Source organism: Enterobacter sp. BNK-18, from assembly GCF_047456135.1.
GTDB classification, from domain to species: domain Bacteria; phylum Pseudomonadota; class Gammaproteobacteria; order Enterobacterales; family Enterobacteriaceae; genus Enterobacter; species Enterobacter ludwigii.
Genome location: NZ_CP179899.1, coordinates 1962555 through 1981336 on the forward strand (window position 1 = coordinate 1962555; position 18782 = coordinate 1981336).

Sequence of the window (18782 nt, forward strand, 5' to 3'; positions counted from 1 at the left end):
GATAAGAGCGAACCACGGCCAGACGGTCGTTTGCTGCGCGCTTATTGTGTATTCTCACAAAAATTAACAAAATTATCCGACCGATAACAGGTCATTACGTCGTAAGGTGTAGCGGAAGCGACTCATTTCACTGGAGTTACCATGTTAACACTTAATGCCCGCAAAACCGCGCTTGTGGTGATTGATTTACAGGAAGGGATCCTGCCGTTTGCCGGAGGCCCGCACAGCGCCGAAGATGTTGTCAGCCGCGCCGCGCGTCTGGCAGAAAAATGCCGTGCCAGCGGTGCCCCTGTGATCATGGTGCGCGTTGGCTGGTCAGCGGATTTCGCGGAGGCCTTAAAACAGCCTGTCGATGCTCAGGTTGCAGCACATTCACTACCTGAAAACTGGTGGACCTATCCGGTTTCGCTCGGCAAACGGGACAGCGATATCGAAGTGACCAAACGCCAGTGGGGCGCATTCTACGGCACCGATCTTGAGCTGCAGCTGCGTCGGCGCGGTATCGACACCCTGATTCTCTGTGGGATCTCCACCAACATTGGCGTGGAATCCACCGCCCGAAACGCCTGGGAACTGGGCTTTAACCTGGTGATTGCTGAAGATGCATGCAGCGCAGCGTCTGCGGAGCAGCACCAGGGCAGTATGACCCACATCTTCCCGCGCATTGGCCGCGTGCGTAGCACGGACGACATTATAAGCGCCCTATGATCTACCTTGGCCTGCCCCAGTGGTCGCACCCGAAATGGGTGCGCCTGGGTATTACCAGCCTTGAAGAATATGCCCGTCATTTCAACTGCGTCGAGGGCAATACCACCCTCTACGCGTTGCCCAGAGCAGAGATTGTTGAGCGCTGGCGCGACCAGACGACCGATGATTTCCGCTTCTGCTTCAAGTTTCCGGCGACGATCTCCCACACCGCTGCGCTGCGAAACTGCGGTGATTTGACCGACGAGTTCTTTGGCCGGATGTCGCCGCTGGCGAACCGCATCGGTCAGTACTGGTTGCAGCTTCCGGCCACCTTTAGCCCACGCGACCTGCCTGCGCTATGGCAGTTTCTTGATACCCTGCCCAAGGACTTTACCTATGGCGTTGAGGTGAGACATGCGGCGTTTTTTGCCAAGGGAGAGGCTGAAACGGCCCTTAACCGTGGCTTACATGCGCGCGGGGTGAACCGGGTGATTCTCGACAGCCGTCCCGTGCACAGCGCCATCCCGCATAACGAGGCCATCATTGATGCCCAGCGTAAAAAGCCCAGAGTGCCTGTTCACGCCGTGGTCACCGCGCAAAACCCGATGGTCAGGTTTATCGGCAGCGATAATATGCAGCAAAACCAGGAGATGTTCGCCGTCTGGCTGCAAAAATTAGCGAAATGGGAGCAAACCACCACGCCGTATCTCTTTCTCCATACGCCGGATATCGCTCATGCCCCCGAACTGGTCGATGTTCTCTGGCAGGCCTTGCAGGCTGCGGTTCCGTCTGTAGGCAGCGCCCCTTCTATCCCACAACAATCTTCTCTTTTCTGATATCAGCCCCTATCATAGGAAGGTGCCATCTGCCAAAAACAGGGAGTTAGTATGGTCAGCGCGCTGTATGCGGTGTTAGGTGCATTACTGCTGATTAAGTTTTCATTTGATGTTGTGCGCCTGCGAATGCAGTACCGTGTTTCTTACGGTGACGGCGGTTTTTCGGAGTTACAGAGCGCTATCCGCATTCACGGTAACGCGGTTGAGTACATCCCCGTTGCGTTAATTTTGCTGCTGTTTATGGAAATGAACGGCGCGGAAACCTGGATGGTGCACGTCTGCGGCCTGCTTCTGATTGCCGGCCGGTTAATGCATTATTACGGCTTTCACCACCGCTTATTCCGCTGGCGTCGTTCCGGCATGAGCGCGACCTGGTGTTCGCTTTTGCTGATGGTGCTGGCTAACCTTTGGTATATGCCGTGGGAGTTGGTTTTCTCCTTCCATTAGCGCACAATACGCCACTTTATTTTTCCCGGATTTTTACGTTATGTCAGATCGCGACACGCTTTTTTCCGCGCCTATCGCCAGCCTGGGCGACTGGACCTTTGATGAACGGGTAGCCGAAGTCTTCCCGGATATGATCCAGCGCTCTGTTCCCGGTTATTCCAATATCATCTCTATGATCGGCATGCTGGCTGAGCGTTTCGTTCAACCCGGCACGCAGGTATATGATCTGGGCTGCTCGCTCGGCGCGGCAACGCTGTCTGTTCGTCGTAACGTTCACCATGAAGGCTGCAAAATCATTGCCGTCGATAACTCCCCGGCCATGGTGGAACGCTGCCGTCGCCACATCGACGCGTATAAAGCCCCGACGCCAGTCGAGGTTGTGGAAGGTGATATCCGTGATATCGACATCCATAACGCGTCGCTGGTGGTTCTGAATTTTACTCTGCAGTTCCTGGTGCCTGAAGACCGTCAGCTGTTGCTGGACAAAATCTATAAAGGCCTGAAACCCGGTGGCGCGCTGGTGCTGTCCGAGAAATTCAGCTTTGAAGATGCCGAAGTGGGTGAGCTGCTGTTCAATATGCACCACGACTTCAAACGGGCCAACGGCTATAGCGAACTGGAAATTAGCCAGAAACGTAGCATGCTCGAAAACGTGATGCTGACGGACTCCGTCGAAACCCATAAAGCACGCCTGCGTCAGGCAGGCTTCGAGCACAGCGAACTGTGGTTCCAGTGCTTCAACTTCGGCTCGCTGGTGGCGCTGAAAGGTGGGGACATCGCATGATCGAGTTCAGTAATTTCTATCAGCTGATTGCCAAAAACCACCTCTCCCACTGGCTGGAGACGCTGCCTGCACAAATTGCTGCCTGGCAGCGGGATCAGCAGCATGGTCTGTTAAAGCAGTGGTCCAACGCGGTGGAGTTTCTGCCGGAACTGACTCCGCACCGTCTGGATCTGCTCCACAGCGTTACCGCGCAAAGCGAAACGCCGCTTCCGCCCGGGCAGATAAACCGCATTGAAACGCTGATGCGTAACCTGATGCCGTGGCGCAAAGGTCCGTTCTCACTCTACGGCGTTAACATTAATACTGAATGGCGTTCTGACTGGAAATGGGATCGCGTGCTGCCTCACCTTTCCGACCTCACCGGGCGAACCATTCTGGATGTTGGCTGCGGCAGCGGGTACCACATGTGGCGCATGATTGGCGCAGGGGCACATCTGGCAGTGGGGATTGACCCTATGCAGCTGTTCCTGTGCCAGTTTGAAGCGGTGCGTAAATTGCTGGGTAACGACCAGCGCGCGCACCTGCTGCCGTTGGGTATTGAGCAGCTCCCTGCCCTGAAGGCGTTTGACACCGTGTTTTCGATGGGTGTCCTGTACCACCGCCGCTCCCCACTCGAACATCTGTGGCAGCTGAAAGATCAGCTGGTCAGCGGCGGCGAGCTGGTGCTGGAAACGCTGGTGGTAGAGGGTGATGAGAATACCGTTCTGGTGCCGGGCGATCGCTATGCGCAGATGCGGAACGTTTACTTTATCCCTTCCGCGCCGGCGCTGAAAAACTGGCTGGAGAAGTGCGGTTTTGTGGATGTCCGTATTGCCGATGTCTGCGTAACGTCAACTGAAGAACAGCGTCGCACCGACTGGATGATCACCGAATCGCTGGCGGAATTCCTCGACCCGGCAGACCACAGCAAGACTGTCGAAGGGTATCCTGCGCCAATGCGCGCGGTGTTGATCGCGACGAAACCGTAGATTCCCCCGGTCCTCTTCCCAAAGGGGCGAGGGAGAAAAGACCGCACCGTACTGTCCCCTCTCCTCTTTGGGGAGAGGGTTAGGGTGAGGGGCATAAAAAAAGGCCCCTGTTGAAATTGCAGGGGCCTGGTACAAGCAAGCATCATATTGGGCGACATGATGCGCGGTAAAAATCGGTACGTTGCTACACGTGATGACGTTCAATCATCGATTTCATTACCGCAACCGACTCTCCCTCTACACCGTAGCGTGAGTACTCATCCGCTTCAGCATCCGTCGACATTGACAACCCTGTGTTGCGATAACGCATGGGCGATGGCATCCATTTGCCTGCAGAGCTGTGAAGCTCCTCTACCCCGGCGTTTAAAAACAGTTCCATATTGCTGGCACGCACTCCCGCACCCGCCATTATTATTGGAACACCGGAATGTGCTTTTAGTTCCGTAATTAATTGCAGTCCTTTTTCAGCAGAGGACTGCTGACCCGATGTCAGGACCCGCGCCACGCCAAGTTCAGCAAGAATATCAAAGGATTGCAGGGGATCTTTACACATATCAAACGCGCGATGAAAAGTGACCGCCATCCCTTTTGCCGCGTTCATGACCTGACGCATGCGCGGCAGATCGACATTGCCGTCTTCATCAAGCAACCCAATAACCAGGCCGGGGAATCCCAGATCGCCAACGAGAGTGATATCTTCAAGCATGGCACTGAACTCGCCCGGCGTGTAACAGAAATCGCCGCCGCGAGGACGAATAATCGGGTGTACCGGAAGGGTGACAGCCTGACGGGCAGACTTCAGCATCCCGTACGAAGGCGTTAACCCACCCTCTTTGGGTGCGGCGCACAGTTCAATGCGGTCAGCCCCGTGCTGTTGCGCGGTGACGGCACACTCCACGCTGTAACAACAAATCTCCAGCAGCGCCATTACATCCTCCTTAATATCCACTTAACGCACCATCATGACACGCAGGCTACGCCCGGTCTCAGCGTACGGTCACATCTTATGCTTCGCTGGCAACAATCTGTTCAATCGTCCAGGGATGGAACTTCACGGTAACCTGTCCGTCAGTGACGGCCAGAGTAGGATTAGGCAGACGCTCACGTTCGCCTTTCGGGGAACTTGTTTTCACAAAAATGCCAGGCTTGCTCAGACCCTCGTCAGACAACAGCGCCAGTGCACGAGCATTCAGCGTTTCGGGCTCACCCGGCAGGACAATTTCGATATGCTCCCAGCCTTCATGCGGGTAGCGTTTCTCGCCCGGCCAGGGCAATTCGACCACACTGAACTGCCAGTGAGCCACGCAAACCGGTTCTTGCAGTTTGAACAGGCAGATGGGGCGACCGTTGATGATGTTCTCTGAGAGTAACTCGCCACACTGTTCAAACCCGCGACGCCAGCGCTCGGCGGTTGCGTTCTGATGGCAGCGCAAGGAGATGTGATCGGCCTCAAGCGGCGCAATATCCAGACCAAGGCGGGTGGCAAGTTCTGTGAACGCCTGGGTGAAGCGCGGTAAATCTGCGGAAATATCATGCAGTTCGTCAATGGAGTGCCAGTTCGCCATACGTCAGTCTCTTATCGTGTCGCAAAGCCGCTAATTTACTCTGTTGCCCTCTTTCGACCAACCTCTGAATAGCGGTTTTTACGACTGCATGTTTATGCATGCTTTCTTAGCCTGGATTCTGAGCAATCTTCGGCCCCCGCAATGCTGACGCCAGAAGGCATTTGCAGTATACTCCCGCCCTAAATTCTTTAACTGGCGCGGGCGGTTATTTGCCCGCATCAAAAATGTAAGGTATCCAGGTGAATATTCAGGCTCTTCTCTCCGAAAAAGTCAGTCAGGCACTGATTGCCGCAGGTGCGCCTGCGGATTGCGAACCGCAGGTTCGTCAGTCAGCAAAAGTACAGTTTGGCGACTATCAGGCTAATGGCGTGATGGCAGTGGCTAAAAAACTGGGTATGCCGCCGCGACAACTCGCTGAGCAGGTGCTGACTCATCTGGATCTCACCGGTATTGCCAGCAAAACTGAAATCGCCGGCCCTGGATTTATCAACATCTTCCTTGAGCCTGCTTTCCTGGCACGCCACGTTGACGCGGCGCTGAAATCTGACCGTCTGGGTGTCTCCCAGCCAGAAGCGCAGACCGTGGTGATTGACTACTCAGCGCCAAACGTGGCGAAAGAGATGCACGTCGGGCACCTGCGTTCCACCATTATCGGTGACGCGGCCGTGCGTACCCTGGAGTTCCTCGGACACAAAGTGATCCGCGCGAACCACGTGGGTGACTGGGGTACCCAGTTCGGGATGCTGATTGCTTACCTGGAAAAACAGCAGCAGGAAAACGCGGGTGAGATGGCCCTGGCAGACCTGGAAGGGTTCTACCGCGAAGCTAAAAAACACTACGACGAAGACGACGCTTTTGCCGAGCGCGCGCGCAGTTACGTGGTAAAACTGCAGGGCGGCGACCCGTACTTCCTCGAGATGTGGCGCAAACTGGTTGACATCACCATGTCCCAGAACCAGCTCACCTATAACCGTCTGAACGTCACCCTGACCCGTGACGATGTGATGGGTGAAAGCCTCTATAACCCGATGCTGCCTGGCATTGTGGCTGACCTGAAGGCCAAAAACCTGGCGGTTGAGAGCGAAGGCGCTACGGTCGTGTTCCTTGATGAGTATAAAAACAAGGAAGGTGAACCGATGGGCGTGATCATCCAGAAAAAGGATGGCGGCTATCTCTACACCACCACCGATATCGCCTGTGCGAAATACCGTTACGAAACGCTGCATGCGGACCGCGTGCTGTACTACATTGACTCCCGTCAGCACCAGCACCTGATGCAGGCGTGGACTATCGTGCGCAAAGCAGGCTACGTGCCGGATTCCGTGCCGCTTGAACACCATATGTTCGGCATGATGCTGGGTAAAGACGGTAAGCCGTTCAAAACCCGTGCAGGCGGTACCGTGAAGCTGTCCGACCTGCTGGACGAAGCGCTGGAACGCGCCCGCCGTCTGGTGGCCGAGAAGAATCCGGATATGCCTGCCGATGAGCTGGAAAAACTCGCCAACGCCGTGGGGATCGGTGCAGTGAAGTACGCGGATCTCTCCAAGAACCGTACCACCGACTATATCTTCGACTGGGATAACATGCTGGCCTTTGAAGGTAATACTGCGCCGTATATGCAGTACGCCTACACCCGCGTGCTCTCCGTGTTCCGTAAAGCCAGTATCGATGAAAGCGCGCTGGCCAATGCTGAGGTGATCATTTCCGAAGATCGCGAAGCCCAGCTGGCGGCACGTCTGCTGCAGTTTGAAGAGACGCTGGCCGTTGTCGCACGTGACGGTACCCCGCACGTGATGTGCTCTTACCTGTACGATCTGGCGGGTCTGTTCTCCGGTTTCTACGAACACTGCCCTATCCTGTCTGCGGAAAGCGAAGCGGTCCGCAACAGCCGCCTGAAGCTGGCTCAGTTGACGGCGAAGACCCTGAAGCTGGGTCTGGATACCCTGGGTATCGAAACCGTAGAGCGCATGTAATAAAAAAACCCGGCCATCGCCGGGTTTTTTATGTTCAAAAATATTTGCGCAGGTATTCCGTTAAACACAGGATTGCCATGGCCTGTCCATAGGGCATCGACGTGAGTGGGATCTGGCGATAGAACGCCAGATCGCTGCCCATCCCCGTACCGAACGACGTCTGTAGTAACTCCCCTTCCGGCGAGATATTTTCCACAATGCCGCGAATCGCTTTCTCCGCCACCTCAGCATATTCCGCGCCGACATAGCGTTTACGCACCGCTTTCAGAATACCGTAGGCAAAGCCTGCCGTGGCTGACGCCTCAAGGTAGGCGTGCGGATCGTCGAGCAGCGTATGCCACAGGCCGCTATCGTCCTGACATTTGGCGAGGGCCGCAATCTGCGCGTTCAGCACCTGCACAAGGTAGCGGCGAACGGCGTTATGTTCAGGCAAATCCACCAGCTCAAGGAAATCAGGGATCACGATGGTCAGCCAGCTATTGCCTCGTGCCCAGCGTGCCTTCGCAAAGTTATGGTGGCCTTCGTAATTCCAGCCGTGGAACCACAGGCCGGTTTCGCGATCCATCAGGTTCTGCACGTGCAGCAGAAACTGATACACCGCCTCTTCAACGTACTCCGGTTTATTAAGGAGTTTGCCGATTTTCGCCAGCGGCAGAACCGTCATCATCAGCGTGTCATCCCACATCTGCTGAGAATTCTCTTCCGCCAGGGTGATGTGCTGCATGCCGCCATGGTCGGTGCGCGGCATCTCATTCATGGCCCACTCCGCCCAGCTTTCCAGCCACGGCAGCCAGGCCGGGTTTCTGGTCTCTTCGTAACGATAAGCCAGCGTCAGGAACGGTGACATGGTATTCACGTTTTTGGTGGTCGCCCCTTCCCTGAAACGATCGGCAAACCAGCGGTCAATGATGTCACGCATCGCTTCGTCGCCCGTCTGGCAGTAATACTGCCAGATACCGTATAACCCCACGCCGTGGGTCCACTCCCAGCCTGCCCATCCTTTGGTGTCAATGACCCGCCCGTCGTCCAGGCGCAGTAAAAATTCACCTGTTGTGTCGTGGATATTAACGAGGTTATGCGTCACCTTTTCAATCAGCGATTTCAGCTCGTCCCGGGCGATGAAATGCGCAGGCTGACGCAGGAGTGGACTGTGTTTGACCGGCCAAACTTTCATTATCTTAACCTCTGTTGTATGTCGAATTCAGTACCGCGCGCCCCTTCAGCGAAGGTGCCGCAGGCTTATTACGATTCAGATAACCGATGTTGTTATTGCCCCACAGCGACGCATAAGGCATACCGGCCAGCATCTCCACGGTGGCGCGGGCTTCTGGTGTCGCACTCTCAGGAATGGCGCGGCCAGACGCGCGCATTTTGGCGGTCTCTTCACGCAGCGTGGTGTGGGTGTGCAAATTGAGTTTGAAACGCAGCGAAACCAGGAAGCCGCAGAACAGAACCAGAAGCGTTCCCACGCTCAGGATCAGCAGAATGGTGTGGCTCACTTCCGCGGGCTGGGTCTTTTGTCCGCTTACAAAGCCGGACATCTGCATCACAATGCCTACCAGCATTACCGCCCCCGCCTGCGAGGCTTTACGGGTCAGCGTCATGATGCCGGCGAAAATCCCTTCGCGGCGCTGGCCGGTGATCACTTCATCGACATCAGCAATGTAGGTGTAGGTATTCCACGGTACATAGTTGATCCCACCGCGTCCCAGACCGGCAACTGCAGAGACCAGCAATAACAGAGAGTAGATATCACTCAGGCCCGCGTAATACAGCACGGCGTAGGAAAGCGATGCCAGGCCAAACAGCACCACGACCATCCGATAGGACGGCGCGGGTCCGAAGCGAATGCACAGCGGGATCATGGCGATAACCGCAATAAACTGGAAGATGGCCATCGTGCCCAGCAGGCTGGAGGCCATGGATGCTTCCTGCATCAGCACGAAAACCACGTAGTAGGTAAACACGGCATTAAAGACGTCCTGGGCGATATACCCGCCAAGGTACATCCCCAGATGCTGACGAAAAATTCTCACGCGCAGCGTAGAGCTCAACTCCACAAACAGGCGGTTGAGGCTCTGCCCGAGCGACAGTTTCTTCTTCTCTTCTTCGGCACGCAGGGCGGCTTCGCTCCACTCTTCCCGCGGTCGCTCCCAGGTGAAGAACCAGACGAGCATCAGCATCAGCGCGCACAGCACGGAGAAGACCAGGCTTGCATAGAAAAAGGAGACCGCGTTGTCTTTGCCGAAATGCGTGAGCAGGATCCCCGGCAGGAATGAGGCCAGGATGGCAGACATTTGCGCCATCGAGATACGGGCACCTGAGAAGCGGGTTTTCTGTTTGAAGTCGTCGGTCATTTCCGGCACCAGCGTTTCGTACGGCACCAGAATCATGGTGTAGACGATATCGAACACCAGATAGGTCAGCAGGTAATACCAGAAACTCATCTCCCCCACCCACATCAGGGAGTAGCTGAATACGCACGGGATCCCCAACAGAATAAAGAACTTACGCCGACCGAAGCGCTTGCCGAGCCAGGTCGTGCCAAAGTTATCGGTCAAAAAGCCCATCAAAGGGCTGACGACGGCATCCAGTACCCTTGCGGCAGCAAAGATGAAGGTTGCTTCAATCGGGGAGAGTCCACAGAACGTTGTATAAAAATACAAAAGCCAGGCCGCCGTCAGGGCGGTGGTTCCCGCCCCGAGGAAATCGCCTGACCCGTAAGCAAGATAATTTGCGAGTCCAATTTTTCGTGTTTTCATTGCCGTCAACCCTACTCAGTTTTGGGAGACTCCCTGTAAGCAAAATCTGATCCGGGAGTTATTACACGGCTACAGTAAGAGTATCGACCTGGTGATACCTTTCTGTTTTTGCCATCACCGGCAAGCGGCTGGCAAAAATGCAAAGAGTGTCGTTACGCGTGTCACTGATTTATAAAACAGCGTTTCTTTTACATCAAAAGAGGAGGTCATTTTTTGCGAGCCAGCCATCAGAAATGGCTGATGGCTGTCGTAGAAAGCGGGGTATTAGCGGTAGTTGACGATGACGGAATTACGCTGAACTTTCAGCGCAGGGATCAGGCGTCCGCCGCCCGGCACTTCCCAGATAAAGCGCAAAGGTTCGACAGCAGGCACGCCGTTGAAGGCCTGAGTGGTGCCATTCTCTCCGTCAATTTCCGTACAGCGTGTCTGGGAGCACAGCCGTACCCGAAGCCCGGCAGGCGTTGGGCCAATAAGCGTGTAGTTCCAGACCACCAGGGTCATCAGACCGGACACCGGCTCAGTCGGTGATAGCGGTCGCGAAGACATGGCGACACCGCGGTTGCTGAGGGTCACGCCAATGCTGCTGGCCTGCCAGGTCCCTTCCCCGGCGGCCTGGGCCACCAGCGGAAAAAGTAAAATCCATAACCACTTACGCATTATTTTCCTCCTATCGTCGCCGTCATACGGATATGACGGTTATCCGACAACTCCATATTCGACAGCACGACCAGCTGGTTCAGGCTACGGCGCAGGAAGCGCGACAGCAGCGGACGCAGCGCATGGTTCACCAGCAGAACCGGTGGCGCACCCAGCATCTCCTGACGCGCCAGCGCCTCTTGTGTTTGCTCCAGCAGACGGTCGGCCAGGCCAGGTTCCAGCCCTCCACCGCCCTGCAGAGCCTGCAGCAGCAGACGTTCAAGCGGCGTATCGAGGCCGATAACCTGCACTTCCCCGGTGCCCGGGAACCACTGCTGCGTGATCGCCCGTCCCAGTGCCACGCGCACCACCGCCGTCAGTTCGTGCGGATCGCTTTGCAACGGTGCATGCTCGGCGAGGGTTTCCAGAATGGTACGCATATCGCGGATCGGCACTTTTTCCTCGAGCAGGTTTTGCAGCACCTTGTGCAGCGTGGTCAGCGTCACGACGCCTGGCACGAGATCTTCTGTCAGCTTCGGCATCTCCTGCGTGACGCGATCGAGCAGTTGCTGGGCTTCCTGACGACCAAACAGCTCTGCCGAGAATTGTCCAATCAGATGGTTCAGGTGGGTCGCCACCACGGTACTCGCCTCCACCACGGTGTAGCCCTGAATTTGCGCCTGCTCTTTCAGCGCACTTTCAATCCAGATGGCAGCCAGGCCAAAAGCCGGATCGATGGTTTGCTCGCCCGGCAGCGTACCTGCCGCGGTGCCCGGGTTAATGGCCAGCCAGCGGCCAGGATAAGCATCACCGCTGCCAATCTCTACGCCTTTCATCAGAATTCGATAGCGCGCAGGCGGCAGATCCATATTGTCGCGGATGTGAACCACCGGCGGCAGGAAGCCCATGTCCTGGGCGAATTTTTTACGGATGCTGCGGATTCGGCCCAGCAGTTCGCCATCCTGCTGGAAATCGACCATCGGGATGAGGCGATACCCCACTTCCATTCCCAGCGAATCTTCCAGTTGAACGTCGTTCCAGGTCGCTTCCACGGCCTGCGTGTTCTCCGGCATTTTTACCGGAGCAGGTTCCGCTGCCGGGGTCATCTCACGGCCACGCATCCACCAGGCAAGGCCCAGCAATGCCGCAGTGAACAGCAGGAACACCAGGTTTGGCATTCCCGGCACCAGACCGAGCAGGCCCAGCACCGCGGCGGCCAGCAGCATCACGCGCGGGTTGCTGAAGAGCTGCCCGACCATCTGCTCGCCAACATCCTGATCGGTACTGACGCGGGTCACGATAACCCCCGCCGCCGTTGAGATGACCAGCGCCGGGATCTGCGCCACCAGACCGTCACCAATGGTCAGCAGCGTATAGCTTTCCGCCGCGTGGCCCATGTCCATGCCGTGCTGCAGCACGCCCACCAGCAGGCCGCCGACCACGTTAATCACCATGATCAGGATGCCCGCAATGGCATCACCGCGAACAAACTTACTCGCACCGTCCATTGAGCCGTAGAAGTCAGCTTCCTGCGTCACTTCCGAGCGGCGCTTTTTGGCTTCATCTTCGGCAATAAGCCCGGCGTTCAGATCCGCGTCGATGGCCATCTGCTTGCCCGGCATCCCGTCAAGCACAAAACGCGCGCCCACTTCCGCGATACGTCCGGCACCTTTGGTGATAACCATAAAGTTAATGATGACGAGAATGACGAACACCACGATACCGATGGCAAAGTTACCGCCGACCAGGAAGTGGCCGAATGCCTCAACCACTTTACCCGCCGCGGCAGCACCGGTGTGGCCTTCCATCAGAATGATACGGGTTGACGCCACGTTCAGCGCCAGCCTTAACAAGGTGGTAAACAGCAGAATGGTCGGGAATGCGGCGAACTCAAGGGTGCGCTGGGTGAACATCGCCACCAGCAAAACCATAATGGACAACGCAATGTTGAATGTGAAAAGCAGGTCGAGGATGAACGCCGGAAGCGGCAACACCATCATCGACAGAATTAGCAGGATGAGAATCGGTCCGGCAAGGATCTGCCATTGCGTCGATTTCAGGTTGCCGGGCAGGCGCAACATTGCCACCAGATTAGCCATCAGTGTCCTTCTCGTTCATAAAATCCAGCGCGTCAGGCACCGGAAGGTTCTCAGGTTTCACAGGCCGTTGACCGCCAGCCAGACGCCAGCGTTTCAACTGCCATACCCAGGCCAGCACTTCCGCCACCGCGGCGTAGAGTTGTCCTGGGATCTGTTGTCCAATTTCCGCATGGCGATACAGCGCGCGCGCCAGCGGAGGCGCTTCGAGTATGGGCACCCGGTTTTCGGTACCAATTTCACGAATACGCAGGGCGATGAGCCCCGCCCCTTTCGCCACCACTTTCGGCGCGCTCATTTTGTTTTCGTCGTACTGCAGCGCAACGGAATAGTGTGTCGGGTTAGTCACAATGACGTCGGCTTTTGGCACATCTTCCATCATCCGTCGACGGGCGGCAGCACGTTGCATCTGGCGGATACGCCCTTTCACGTGCGGGTCACCTTCCATCTGCTTATATTCATCCCGAATATCCTGACGAGACATGCGCAGTTTCTTGAAGTGGCTGTAAAGCTGGAAGATAACGTCAAAACCCACCATAGGAATAATGCTGAGCACCACCAGCAGGGCACAGAGCCCGGCCAGGTTCAGCGCATTGCTCATCGCGGTTAACGGCGATTCGCTGATAAGGCGCATCATTTCCGGCCAGTGGTGCCACAGAAAAAAACCGCCGGTACTGCCCATCAGGACCGATTTCAGAATCGCTTTAAGCAACTCCGCACCGGTTTGCGCCGAGAACATTTTCGCAATCCCCGGCAGCGGGTTCAGTTTCGAAAACTTGGGTTGCAGCGATTTCCCGCTAAACACCAGACCGCCCAGCATCACGGGCGAGACCAGCGCCACCAGCACGACGCCGGTAATCAGGGGCAACAGCGCAAGCATGGCATCTTTAACGAGCAGGATTATCTGGCTGAGGATCAGGTTAGGGTCGTTGACCATACTGTGGTCAAAACGTAGGCCAGCCGAGAGCATTCCCGCCAGTTTGCGGGCGAGCGCCTCCCCACCCCACCAGATAATGCACACGCCTACGATGAGGATCAGCAGGGATGTCAGTTCTCGGGATCGGGGGACCTGCCCTTCCTCACGCGCTTTTTCTAGTCGGTGGGGTGTGGGGGCTTCCGTTTTGTCGTCGTTCTCTTCTGCCACAGTGCCTGCTCGCAGCCCATTTAGTCACGGGTATCATGCCAGCCTGACCTTTCATCAATGGGTTGAAAAAACCCAATAACCGGGTTCTTTTAGCCAGTTCAGCGTCGGAGCAATCGGGTGATGAGTAAAAAACGGCAAAAAAAAAATTTGAGATAGCGTTTGGCAACACTGTCAGCAAGCAGGGCGTGAGCAAGGGCCAGCCACCCCAGCGTTATGCACTCAAAATTAAGCGGCATACCCTCAGGTTGCGTACGCAACCTGAGGGTCATCACCTCAATCAGAAACCAAGGCTGTCCAGCAGGTCGTCTACCTGATCCTGGCTTGCCACAACGCCCGCTTTGGTGGCGTCGAGCTGTGGACCGTTGAGCAGGCTTTCGTTCTCGCGTTTTGGACGAGCGGCCGGTTCCGGAATGTTCTCCAGCAGCACCATCAGCAGCTGACGTTCAATTTCCTGAATCACATCCATCATGCGCTTGATAACCTGGCCCGTGAGGTCCTGGAAATCCTGCGCCATCATGATGTCCAGCAGCTGCGCGTTGGTAAAGCTGGTGTGGCCCGGCACATCGCCCAGGAACTGACGGGTATCCGTGACCAGCTCGCGGGCATCCGCCAGCTCGATTGGATTCTCAAACCACTCATCCCAGCGTTTGGTCAGCGCTTTCGCGCCTTTCTCCATCGCATCCTGATGCGGTTGTGACGCTTCAACGCTGTTCAGCGCACGTTCAGCCGCCTGAGCGGTCATCTGCACAACGTAGTCCAGACGATCGCGGGCATCCGGAATGGCTTCCGCCGCTTCAGCAATTGCCTGGTCCAGCCCCAGTTCACGCAGGCTGTCACGCAGCATGCGTGTCAGGCTGCCGATGCGGGCAATGATATCGCTGGGCGAGTGTTCTTCAACGGGTTTCATAGCAGGTTGCATCATCATAACCAACACCTCACATGCCGAGTTTCTCGAAGATCTTACCGAGCTTCTCTTCCAGGGTGGCCGCAGTGAACGGCTTCACAACATAGCCACTAGCGCCCGCCTGTGCTGCGGCAATAATGTTCTCTTTTTTCGCTTCTGCGGTCACCATCAGAACCGGCAATGATGCCATTCCCGCGTCCGCACGGATGGTTTTCAGCAGTTCCAGACCGTCCATGTTTGGCATGTTCCAGTCGGAGATAACAAAACCAAACCCGCCCGCCTGCAGTTTGTTCAGCGCATCAACGCCGTCTTCTGCTTCTTCAACGTTGTTGAAGCCCAGCTCTTTCAGCAGGTTGCGTACGATACGACGCATGGTGGAAAAGTCATCCACAACCAAAAACTTAAGCTCTTTATCCGCCATAAAATAATACTCCTGAGTCAAATACGTATTGCCTGTCCGGCACTGATTTTCGCCAGCATCTGCTGGCTTACCTGGCTAAGATCGACCACTTCGCTCACGCCACCCATATTGATGGCCTCGCGCGGCATGCCGAACACCACACAACTTGCTTCATTCTGCGCAATCGTCCAGGCGCCAGCCTGGTGCATTGCAAGCATTCCGGCGGCACCGTCGTTACCCATCCCCGTCAGGATCACCCCAACGGCGTTGCGCCCCGCATGTTTCGCCACCGAATGAAACAGCACATCCACCGACGGACGGTGCCGGTTTACCGGCGGCCCGTCATGAATTTTGATTTGATAGTTAGCGCCACTGCGCGCCAGCTCCATATGCTTGTCACCCGGTGCGATATACGCATGGCCGGGGAGTACGCGCTCACCGTCTTCCGCCTCTTTCACGCTGATCTGACACAGCTTGTTCAGACGCTCGGCGAACGAGCGGGTAAAGCCTGGCGGCATATGCTGCGTGATCAGAATACCCGGACTTGAAAGCGGCAATGGCTGGAGTACATGACGAATTGCCTCTGTTCCCCCGGTTGACGCCCCAATCACCAGCAGTTTTTCCGAACTGAGTAAAGGACCGGCCTTCAGCGTTACCGGTGCATCCATCGGTTTGTGCGCGGCAAGCTTCGCACGTGACGCGGTGCGGATCTTCTCGGCGATCATTTCGCTGTACGCCAGCATCCCTTCACGAATGCCAAGCTGAGGTTTGGTGACAAAATCCACCGCCCCTAACTCCAGCGCACGCAGGGTAATTTCAGATCCTTTTCCGGTCAGGGATGAGACCATCACCACCGGCATGGGCCGCAGGCGCATCAATTTTTCCAGGAAATCAATGCCATCCATGCGCGGCATTTCGACATCCAGCGTTAACACGTCGGGGTTATATTTTTTAATTAAATCCCGCGCTACCAGCGGATCAGGCGCTGTCGCCACCATCTCCATGTCGCTGTGGCTATTGATAATTTCAGTCATGATCTGGCGCATCAGCGCAGAATCGTCGACAGACAACACCCTGATTTTACTCATGCTTTTTCCTTACTCAGCGCATATACCGTTTGCCCACGCAGGCTAAACTCACGCACGAGGTTGCTGAAGTTTTCCGAGTGCCCGGCAAACAGTAAACCGTCAGGCTTGAGCAACGGAACAAACCGACGCAGAATGTCCTGTTGCGTCGTTTTATCAAAATAGATCATGACGTTACGGCAAAAAATAGCGTCGAATGGCCCCGGCACGTTGTACTGCTTATCCAGCAGGTTAACGGGCGCGAATTCGATACAGTTCGCCAGCTCCTGGCGCACGCGCACCAGGCCTTCATGCGGGCCGGTTCCGCGCATGAAGTAACGCTGCAACTGCTGAGGTGACAGCGTTTTCAGCTCATCCTGGCGATACACGCCGTTGCGTGCCTTTTCCAGCACTTCGGTATCAATATCACTGGCGTAGACTTTCCAGCGTCCAGGCGCCATACCCAGCGTGTCGGCAAGGGTGATCGCCAGCGAGTACGGCTCTTCCCCGGTTGAGGCGGCCGCACTCCAGACGCGATACTCCCCGCTGCGGCGACGCGCGTGCTCCGCCAGGACCGGGAAGTGGTGAGCTTCACGGAAAAATGCGGTCAGGTTGGTGGTTAACGAGTTAATAAAAGCCTGCCACTCTGCGCTGTTCTGGTTCGCTTCGAGCATGCTCAGATAGCGACCAAAATCGTCCAGCCCCAGCGTACGCAAGCGCCGCACCAGACGGTTGTAGACCATGTCTCGCTTATGATCGGCAAGCACAATCCCCGCACGCTGGTAGATTAACTGACATATCCGACGAAAATGCGCGTCGGACAGCGCGAGGCGCTGTGTCATCTGCAACAGTAATGACGTTTGCCCTGGGGGCATTGGTGATGTCATAGCGCCTTCTTAATTACATTCAGGATACAACTGGCACGGCCTGCGACCGCCCGACTTCTGTTACTGCTTCAACGTGCTCTTTCACATTAAATACCGCGACCAGCCCGGTCAGATGATCCGCCTGGCTGGCCAGCTGATCGGTTGCCGCTGCCGCTTCCTCCACTAACGAGGCGTTTTGTTGCGTGACCTGATCCATCTGGCTTACCGCCTGGGCCACCTGCTCAATTCCGCGACGCTGTTCATCGGACGCAGAAGCAATCTCGCCCATGATGTCGTTAACCCGCGTAACGGAGGTGACGATTTCGTGCATGGTTTTCGCCGCCGTGTCCACCAGGGCAGAGCCTTGCTGGACGCGCGAAACGGACTCTTCAATCAGTCCTTTAATTTCTTTCGCGGCGTTGGCGCTGCGGCTCGCCAGATTACGGACTTCACCGGCCACAACCGCAAAACCACGCCCCTGCTCACCGGCGCGTGCCGCTTCAACGGCCGCGTTCAGCGCCAGAATGTTGGTCTGGAACGCAATACCGTCAATCACGCTGATGATGTCGCCAATTTTCTGTGAACTGGCGGCAATATCCTGCATGGTACTGGCCACGTGAGAGGCCTGATCGCCCCCTTTCTTCGCCGTCATCGCCGCCTGTCTGGACAGGTCAGACGCCTGACGCGCGTTATCCGCGTTCTGGCTTACCGTCGCGGTGAGCTGCTCCATGCTGGCAGCCGTTTGCGCCAGCGAAGCTGCCTGCTGCTCGGTGCGCGATGAGAGATCGTTATTGCCTGCCGCAATCTCCGAGATCCCGGTGTGCATGGCATAACTGCCCTGTCGCACATCGGAGACCGTTTCCCGCAGGGCGCCCTGCATCGCCTTCAGGCTGGCAAAAATCGCCGAAATTTCGTTCTTGCCGTACACCGCCACCGGACGCGCCAGGTTACCCTTCGCAATACTGTCGAAGTGGCTGCTGACGATCGCCAGCGGTTGCACAATCATTCTGCGCGACCAGTACAGGGCACCGCCGGTCAGCAGCACCGCCAGAATCACCACCACGGCAAAAATCACGCCTGACATATGGTAGTTTTTACGGCTGTCATTCCCGGCGCGTTGGACAAACTGGTTAATGTTCTGCTGCCAGGCATTAAAGCTCGCATCAAACGCCGCCTGGGACGCCTGGACCGGCGCGGTCATAAAGTCCGAGAGCTGGTTGTTCTCAAGCCAGGTCGCCTGGTGATCCAGGTCGCTGTGCCACTGATCAAAACGCTTCTTCATCGCGACTTTCAGCGCTTTCACTTCCGCGCTGCCGGCGTCCTGTGCCGCGAAGGCGTTAAACTGCGCGTCAGCCAGCTTCAGGCTGTCGCGCGCGGTCACCATCAACGCCTTGATGTCATCCGGCGGATAACTCAGGGCGGTTAAGGTTCCCGCTTTGTTCAGCGCCGTGCTTGCCTGCAACAGTACGGCGCGCGTCTGTGCCACGGCGGCGCGCTGCTGGTTACTCGCCTCAACTTCCTGCAAATTCTGATAGCCATCGCGAAACGCCCAAAAAGACAACCCGTTACTGCCAACCTGCAACACACCGCAAAGGATCAGAATCAAAAACAGTGTGGTCGAGATACGAATACGATTTAACATCCACGCTC

At 56.3% G+C, this 18782-nt stretch carries 18 protein-coding genes; 6 read left to right on the top strand and 12 right to left on the bottom strand.

All coding sequences use genetic code 11. From position 1 onward, the window contains the following. The first annotated feature begins 141 nt into the window (after positions 1-141). From ACMGG3_RS09400 to cmoB, 5 genes are read left to right on the top strand one after another with little or no spacing between them, the layout of a single operon-like run. Positions 142-708, top strand: a complete 567-nt coding sequence (locus ACMGG3_RS09400) for a hydrolase (RefSeq protein WP_032678431.1) — start codon at positions 142-144, stop codon at positions 706-708. Beyond that, a complete protein-coding gene (locus ACMGG3_RS09405) occupies positions 705-1523 on the top strand; it encodes a DUF72 domain-containing protein (protein WP_020883392.1) in 819 nt (272 codons plus the stop codon). Before ACMGG3_RS09400 ends, ACMGG3_RS09405 begins: the two co-directional genes overlap by 4 nt. 51 nt (positions 1524-1574) lie before the next feature. Then, the gene (locus ACMGG3_RS09410) at positions 1575-1970 is read left to right on the top strand and encodes an MAPEG family protein (protein ID WP_020883391.1); all 396 of its coding nucleotides are present in this window, start codon (positions 1575-1577) and stop codon (positions 1968-1970) included. A gap of 40 nt (positions 1971-2010) precedes the next feature. Further along, a complete protein-coding gene (gene cmoA / locus ACMGG3_RS09415) occupies positions 2011-2754 on the top strand; it encodes a carboxy-S-adenosyl-L-methionine synthase CmoA (protein WP_014170649.1) in 744 nt (247 codons plus the stop codon). Beyond that, positions 2751-3722, top strand: coding sequence for a tRNA 5-methoxyuridine(34)/uridine 5-oxyacetic acid(34) synthase CmoB (gene cmoB / locus ACMGG3_RS09420; protein WP_020883389.1), 972 nt, complete (start codon positions 2751-2753; stop codon positions 3720-3722). The genes cmoA and cmoB overlap by 4 nt, the downstream gene beginning before the upstream one ends. Positions 3723-3906: 184 nt before the next feature. Here the strand turns inward: cmoB and cutC are convergent, their stop codons facing one another. Then, positions 3907-4650 (bottom strand): copper homeostasis protein CutC, encoded by a 744-nt coding sequence (gene cutC, locus ACMGG3_RS09425; RefSeq protein WP_041162738.1) that lies wholly within the window; start codon positions 4648-4650, stop codon positions 3907-3909. Positions 4651-4726: 76 nt separating this feature from the next. Beyond that, positions 4727-5287: a VOC family protein gene (locus tag ACMGG3_RS09430; RefSeq protein ID WP_044867377.1), complete on the bottom strand. Its 561-nt coding sequence runs from the start codon at positions 5285-5287 to the stop codon at positions 4727-4729. Between the two features lie 239 nt (positions 5288-5526). Between ACMGG3_RS09430 and argS the strand changes: the two genes are divergently transcribed. Beyond that, positions 5527-7260 carry an arginine--tRNA ligase gene (gene argS, locus ACMGG3_RS09435; RefSeq protein ID WP_014170653.1) on the top strand — a complete coding sequence of 578 codons (1734 nt, stop codon included), beginning with the start codon at positions 5527-5529 and terminating at the stop codon, positions 7258-7260. 34 nt (positions 7261-7294) lie between these two features. Here the strand turns inward: argS and ACMGG3_RS09440 are convergent, their stop codons facing one another. The 10 genes from ACMGG3_RS09440 to tap all read right to left on the bottom strand — a co-directional run bounded on the left by ACMGG3_RS09440 (position 7295) and on the right by tap (position 18774). Beyond that, a complete protein-coding gene (locus ACMGG3_RS09440; RefSeq protein ID WP_032680772.1) occupies positions 7295-8434 on the bottom strand; it encodes a glycoside hydrolase family 105 protein in 1140 nt (379 codons plus the stop codon). 4 nt (positions 8435-8438) lie between these two features. After that, on the bottom strand, positions 8439-10022 hold the full coding sequence (locus ACMGG3_RS09445; RefSeq protein ID WP_025203842.1) for an MFS transporter: 1584 nt from the start codon (positions 10020-10022) through the stop codon (positions 8439-8441). A 264-nt stretch (positions 10023-10286) separates the two neighbouring features. Then, positions 10287-10682 (bottom strand): flagellar protein FlhE, encoded by a 396-nt coding sequence (flhE, locus tag ACMGG3_RS09450; protein WP_123266835.1) that lies wholly within the window; start codon positions 10680-10682, stop codon positions 10287-10289. Then, complete coding sequence (gene flhA / locus ACMGG3_RS09455; RefSeq protein ID WP_014170658.1) at positions 10679-12757, bottom strand: flagellar biosynthesis protein FlhA; 2079 nt, start codon at positions 12755-12757, stop codon at positions 10679-10681. Before flhA ends, flhE begins: the two co-directional genes overlap by 4 nt. After that, positions 12750-13898 carry a flagellar biosynthesis protein FlhB gene (flhB, locus tag ACMGG3_RS09460; protein WP_014170659.1) on the bottom strand — a complete coding sequence of 383 codons (1149 nt, stop codon included), beginning with the start codon at positions 13896-13898 and terminating at the stop codon, positions 12750-12752. The genes flhA and flhB overlap by 8 nt, the downstream gene beginning before the upstream one ends. 277 nt (positions 13899-14175) lie before the next feature. Next, positions 14176-14820: a protein phosphatase CheZ gene (gene cheZ, locus ACMGG3_RS09465; RefSeq protein WP_013096065.1), complete on the bottom strand. Its 645-nt coding sequence runs from the start codon at positions 14818-14820 to the stop codon at positions 14176-14178. 13 nt (positions 14821-14833) lie between these two features. Beyond that, positions 14834-15223: a chemotaxis response regulator CheY gene (cheY, locus tag ACMGG3_RS09470; RefSeq protein ID WP_000763862.1), complete on the bottom strand. Its 390-nt coding sequence runs from the start codon at positions 15221-15223 to the stop codon at positions 14834-14836. A gap of 17 nt (positions 15224-15240) precedes the next feature. Continuing rightward, a complete protein-coding gene (locus ACMGG3_RS09475) occupies positions 15241-16290 on the bottom strand; it encodes a protein-glutamate methylesterase/protein-glutamine glutaminase (protein WP_014170663.1) in 1050 nt (349 codons plus the stop codon). Beyond that, complete coding sequence (gene cheR, locus ACMGG3_RS09480) at positions 16287-17153, bottom strand: protein-glutamate O-methyltransferase CheR (protein WP_083599652.1); 867 nt, start codon at positions 17151-17153, stop codon at positions 16287-16289. The genes ACMGG3_RS09475 and cheR overlap by 4 nt, the downstream gene beginning before the upstream one ends. Before the next feature lie 19 nt (positions 17154-17172). Further along, complete coding sequence (gene tap, locus ACMGG3_RS09485) at positions 17173-18774, bottom strand: methyl-accepting chemotaxis protein IV (protein WP_032680769.1); 1602 nt, start codon at positions 18772-18774, stop codon at positions 17173-17175. Positions 18775-18782 lie beyond the last annotated feature (8 nt).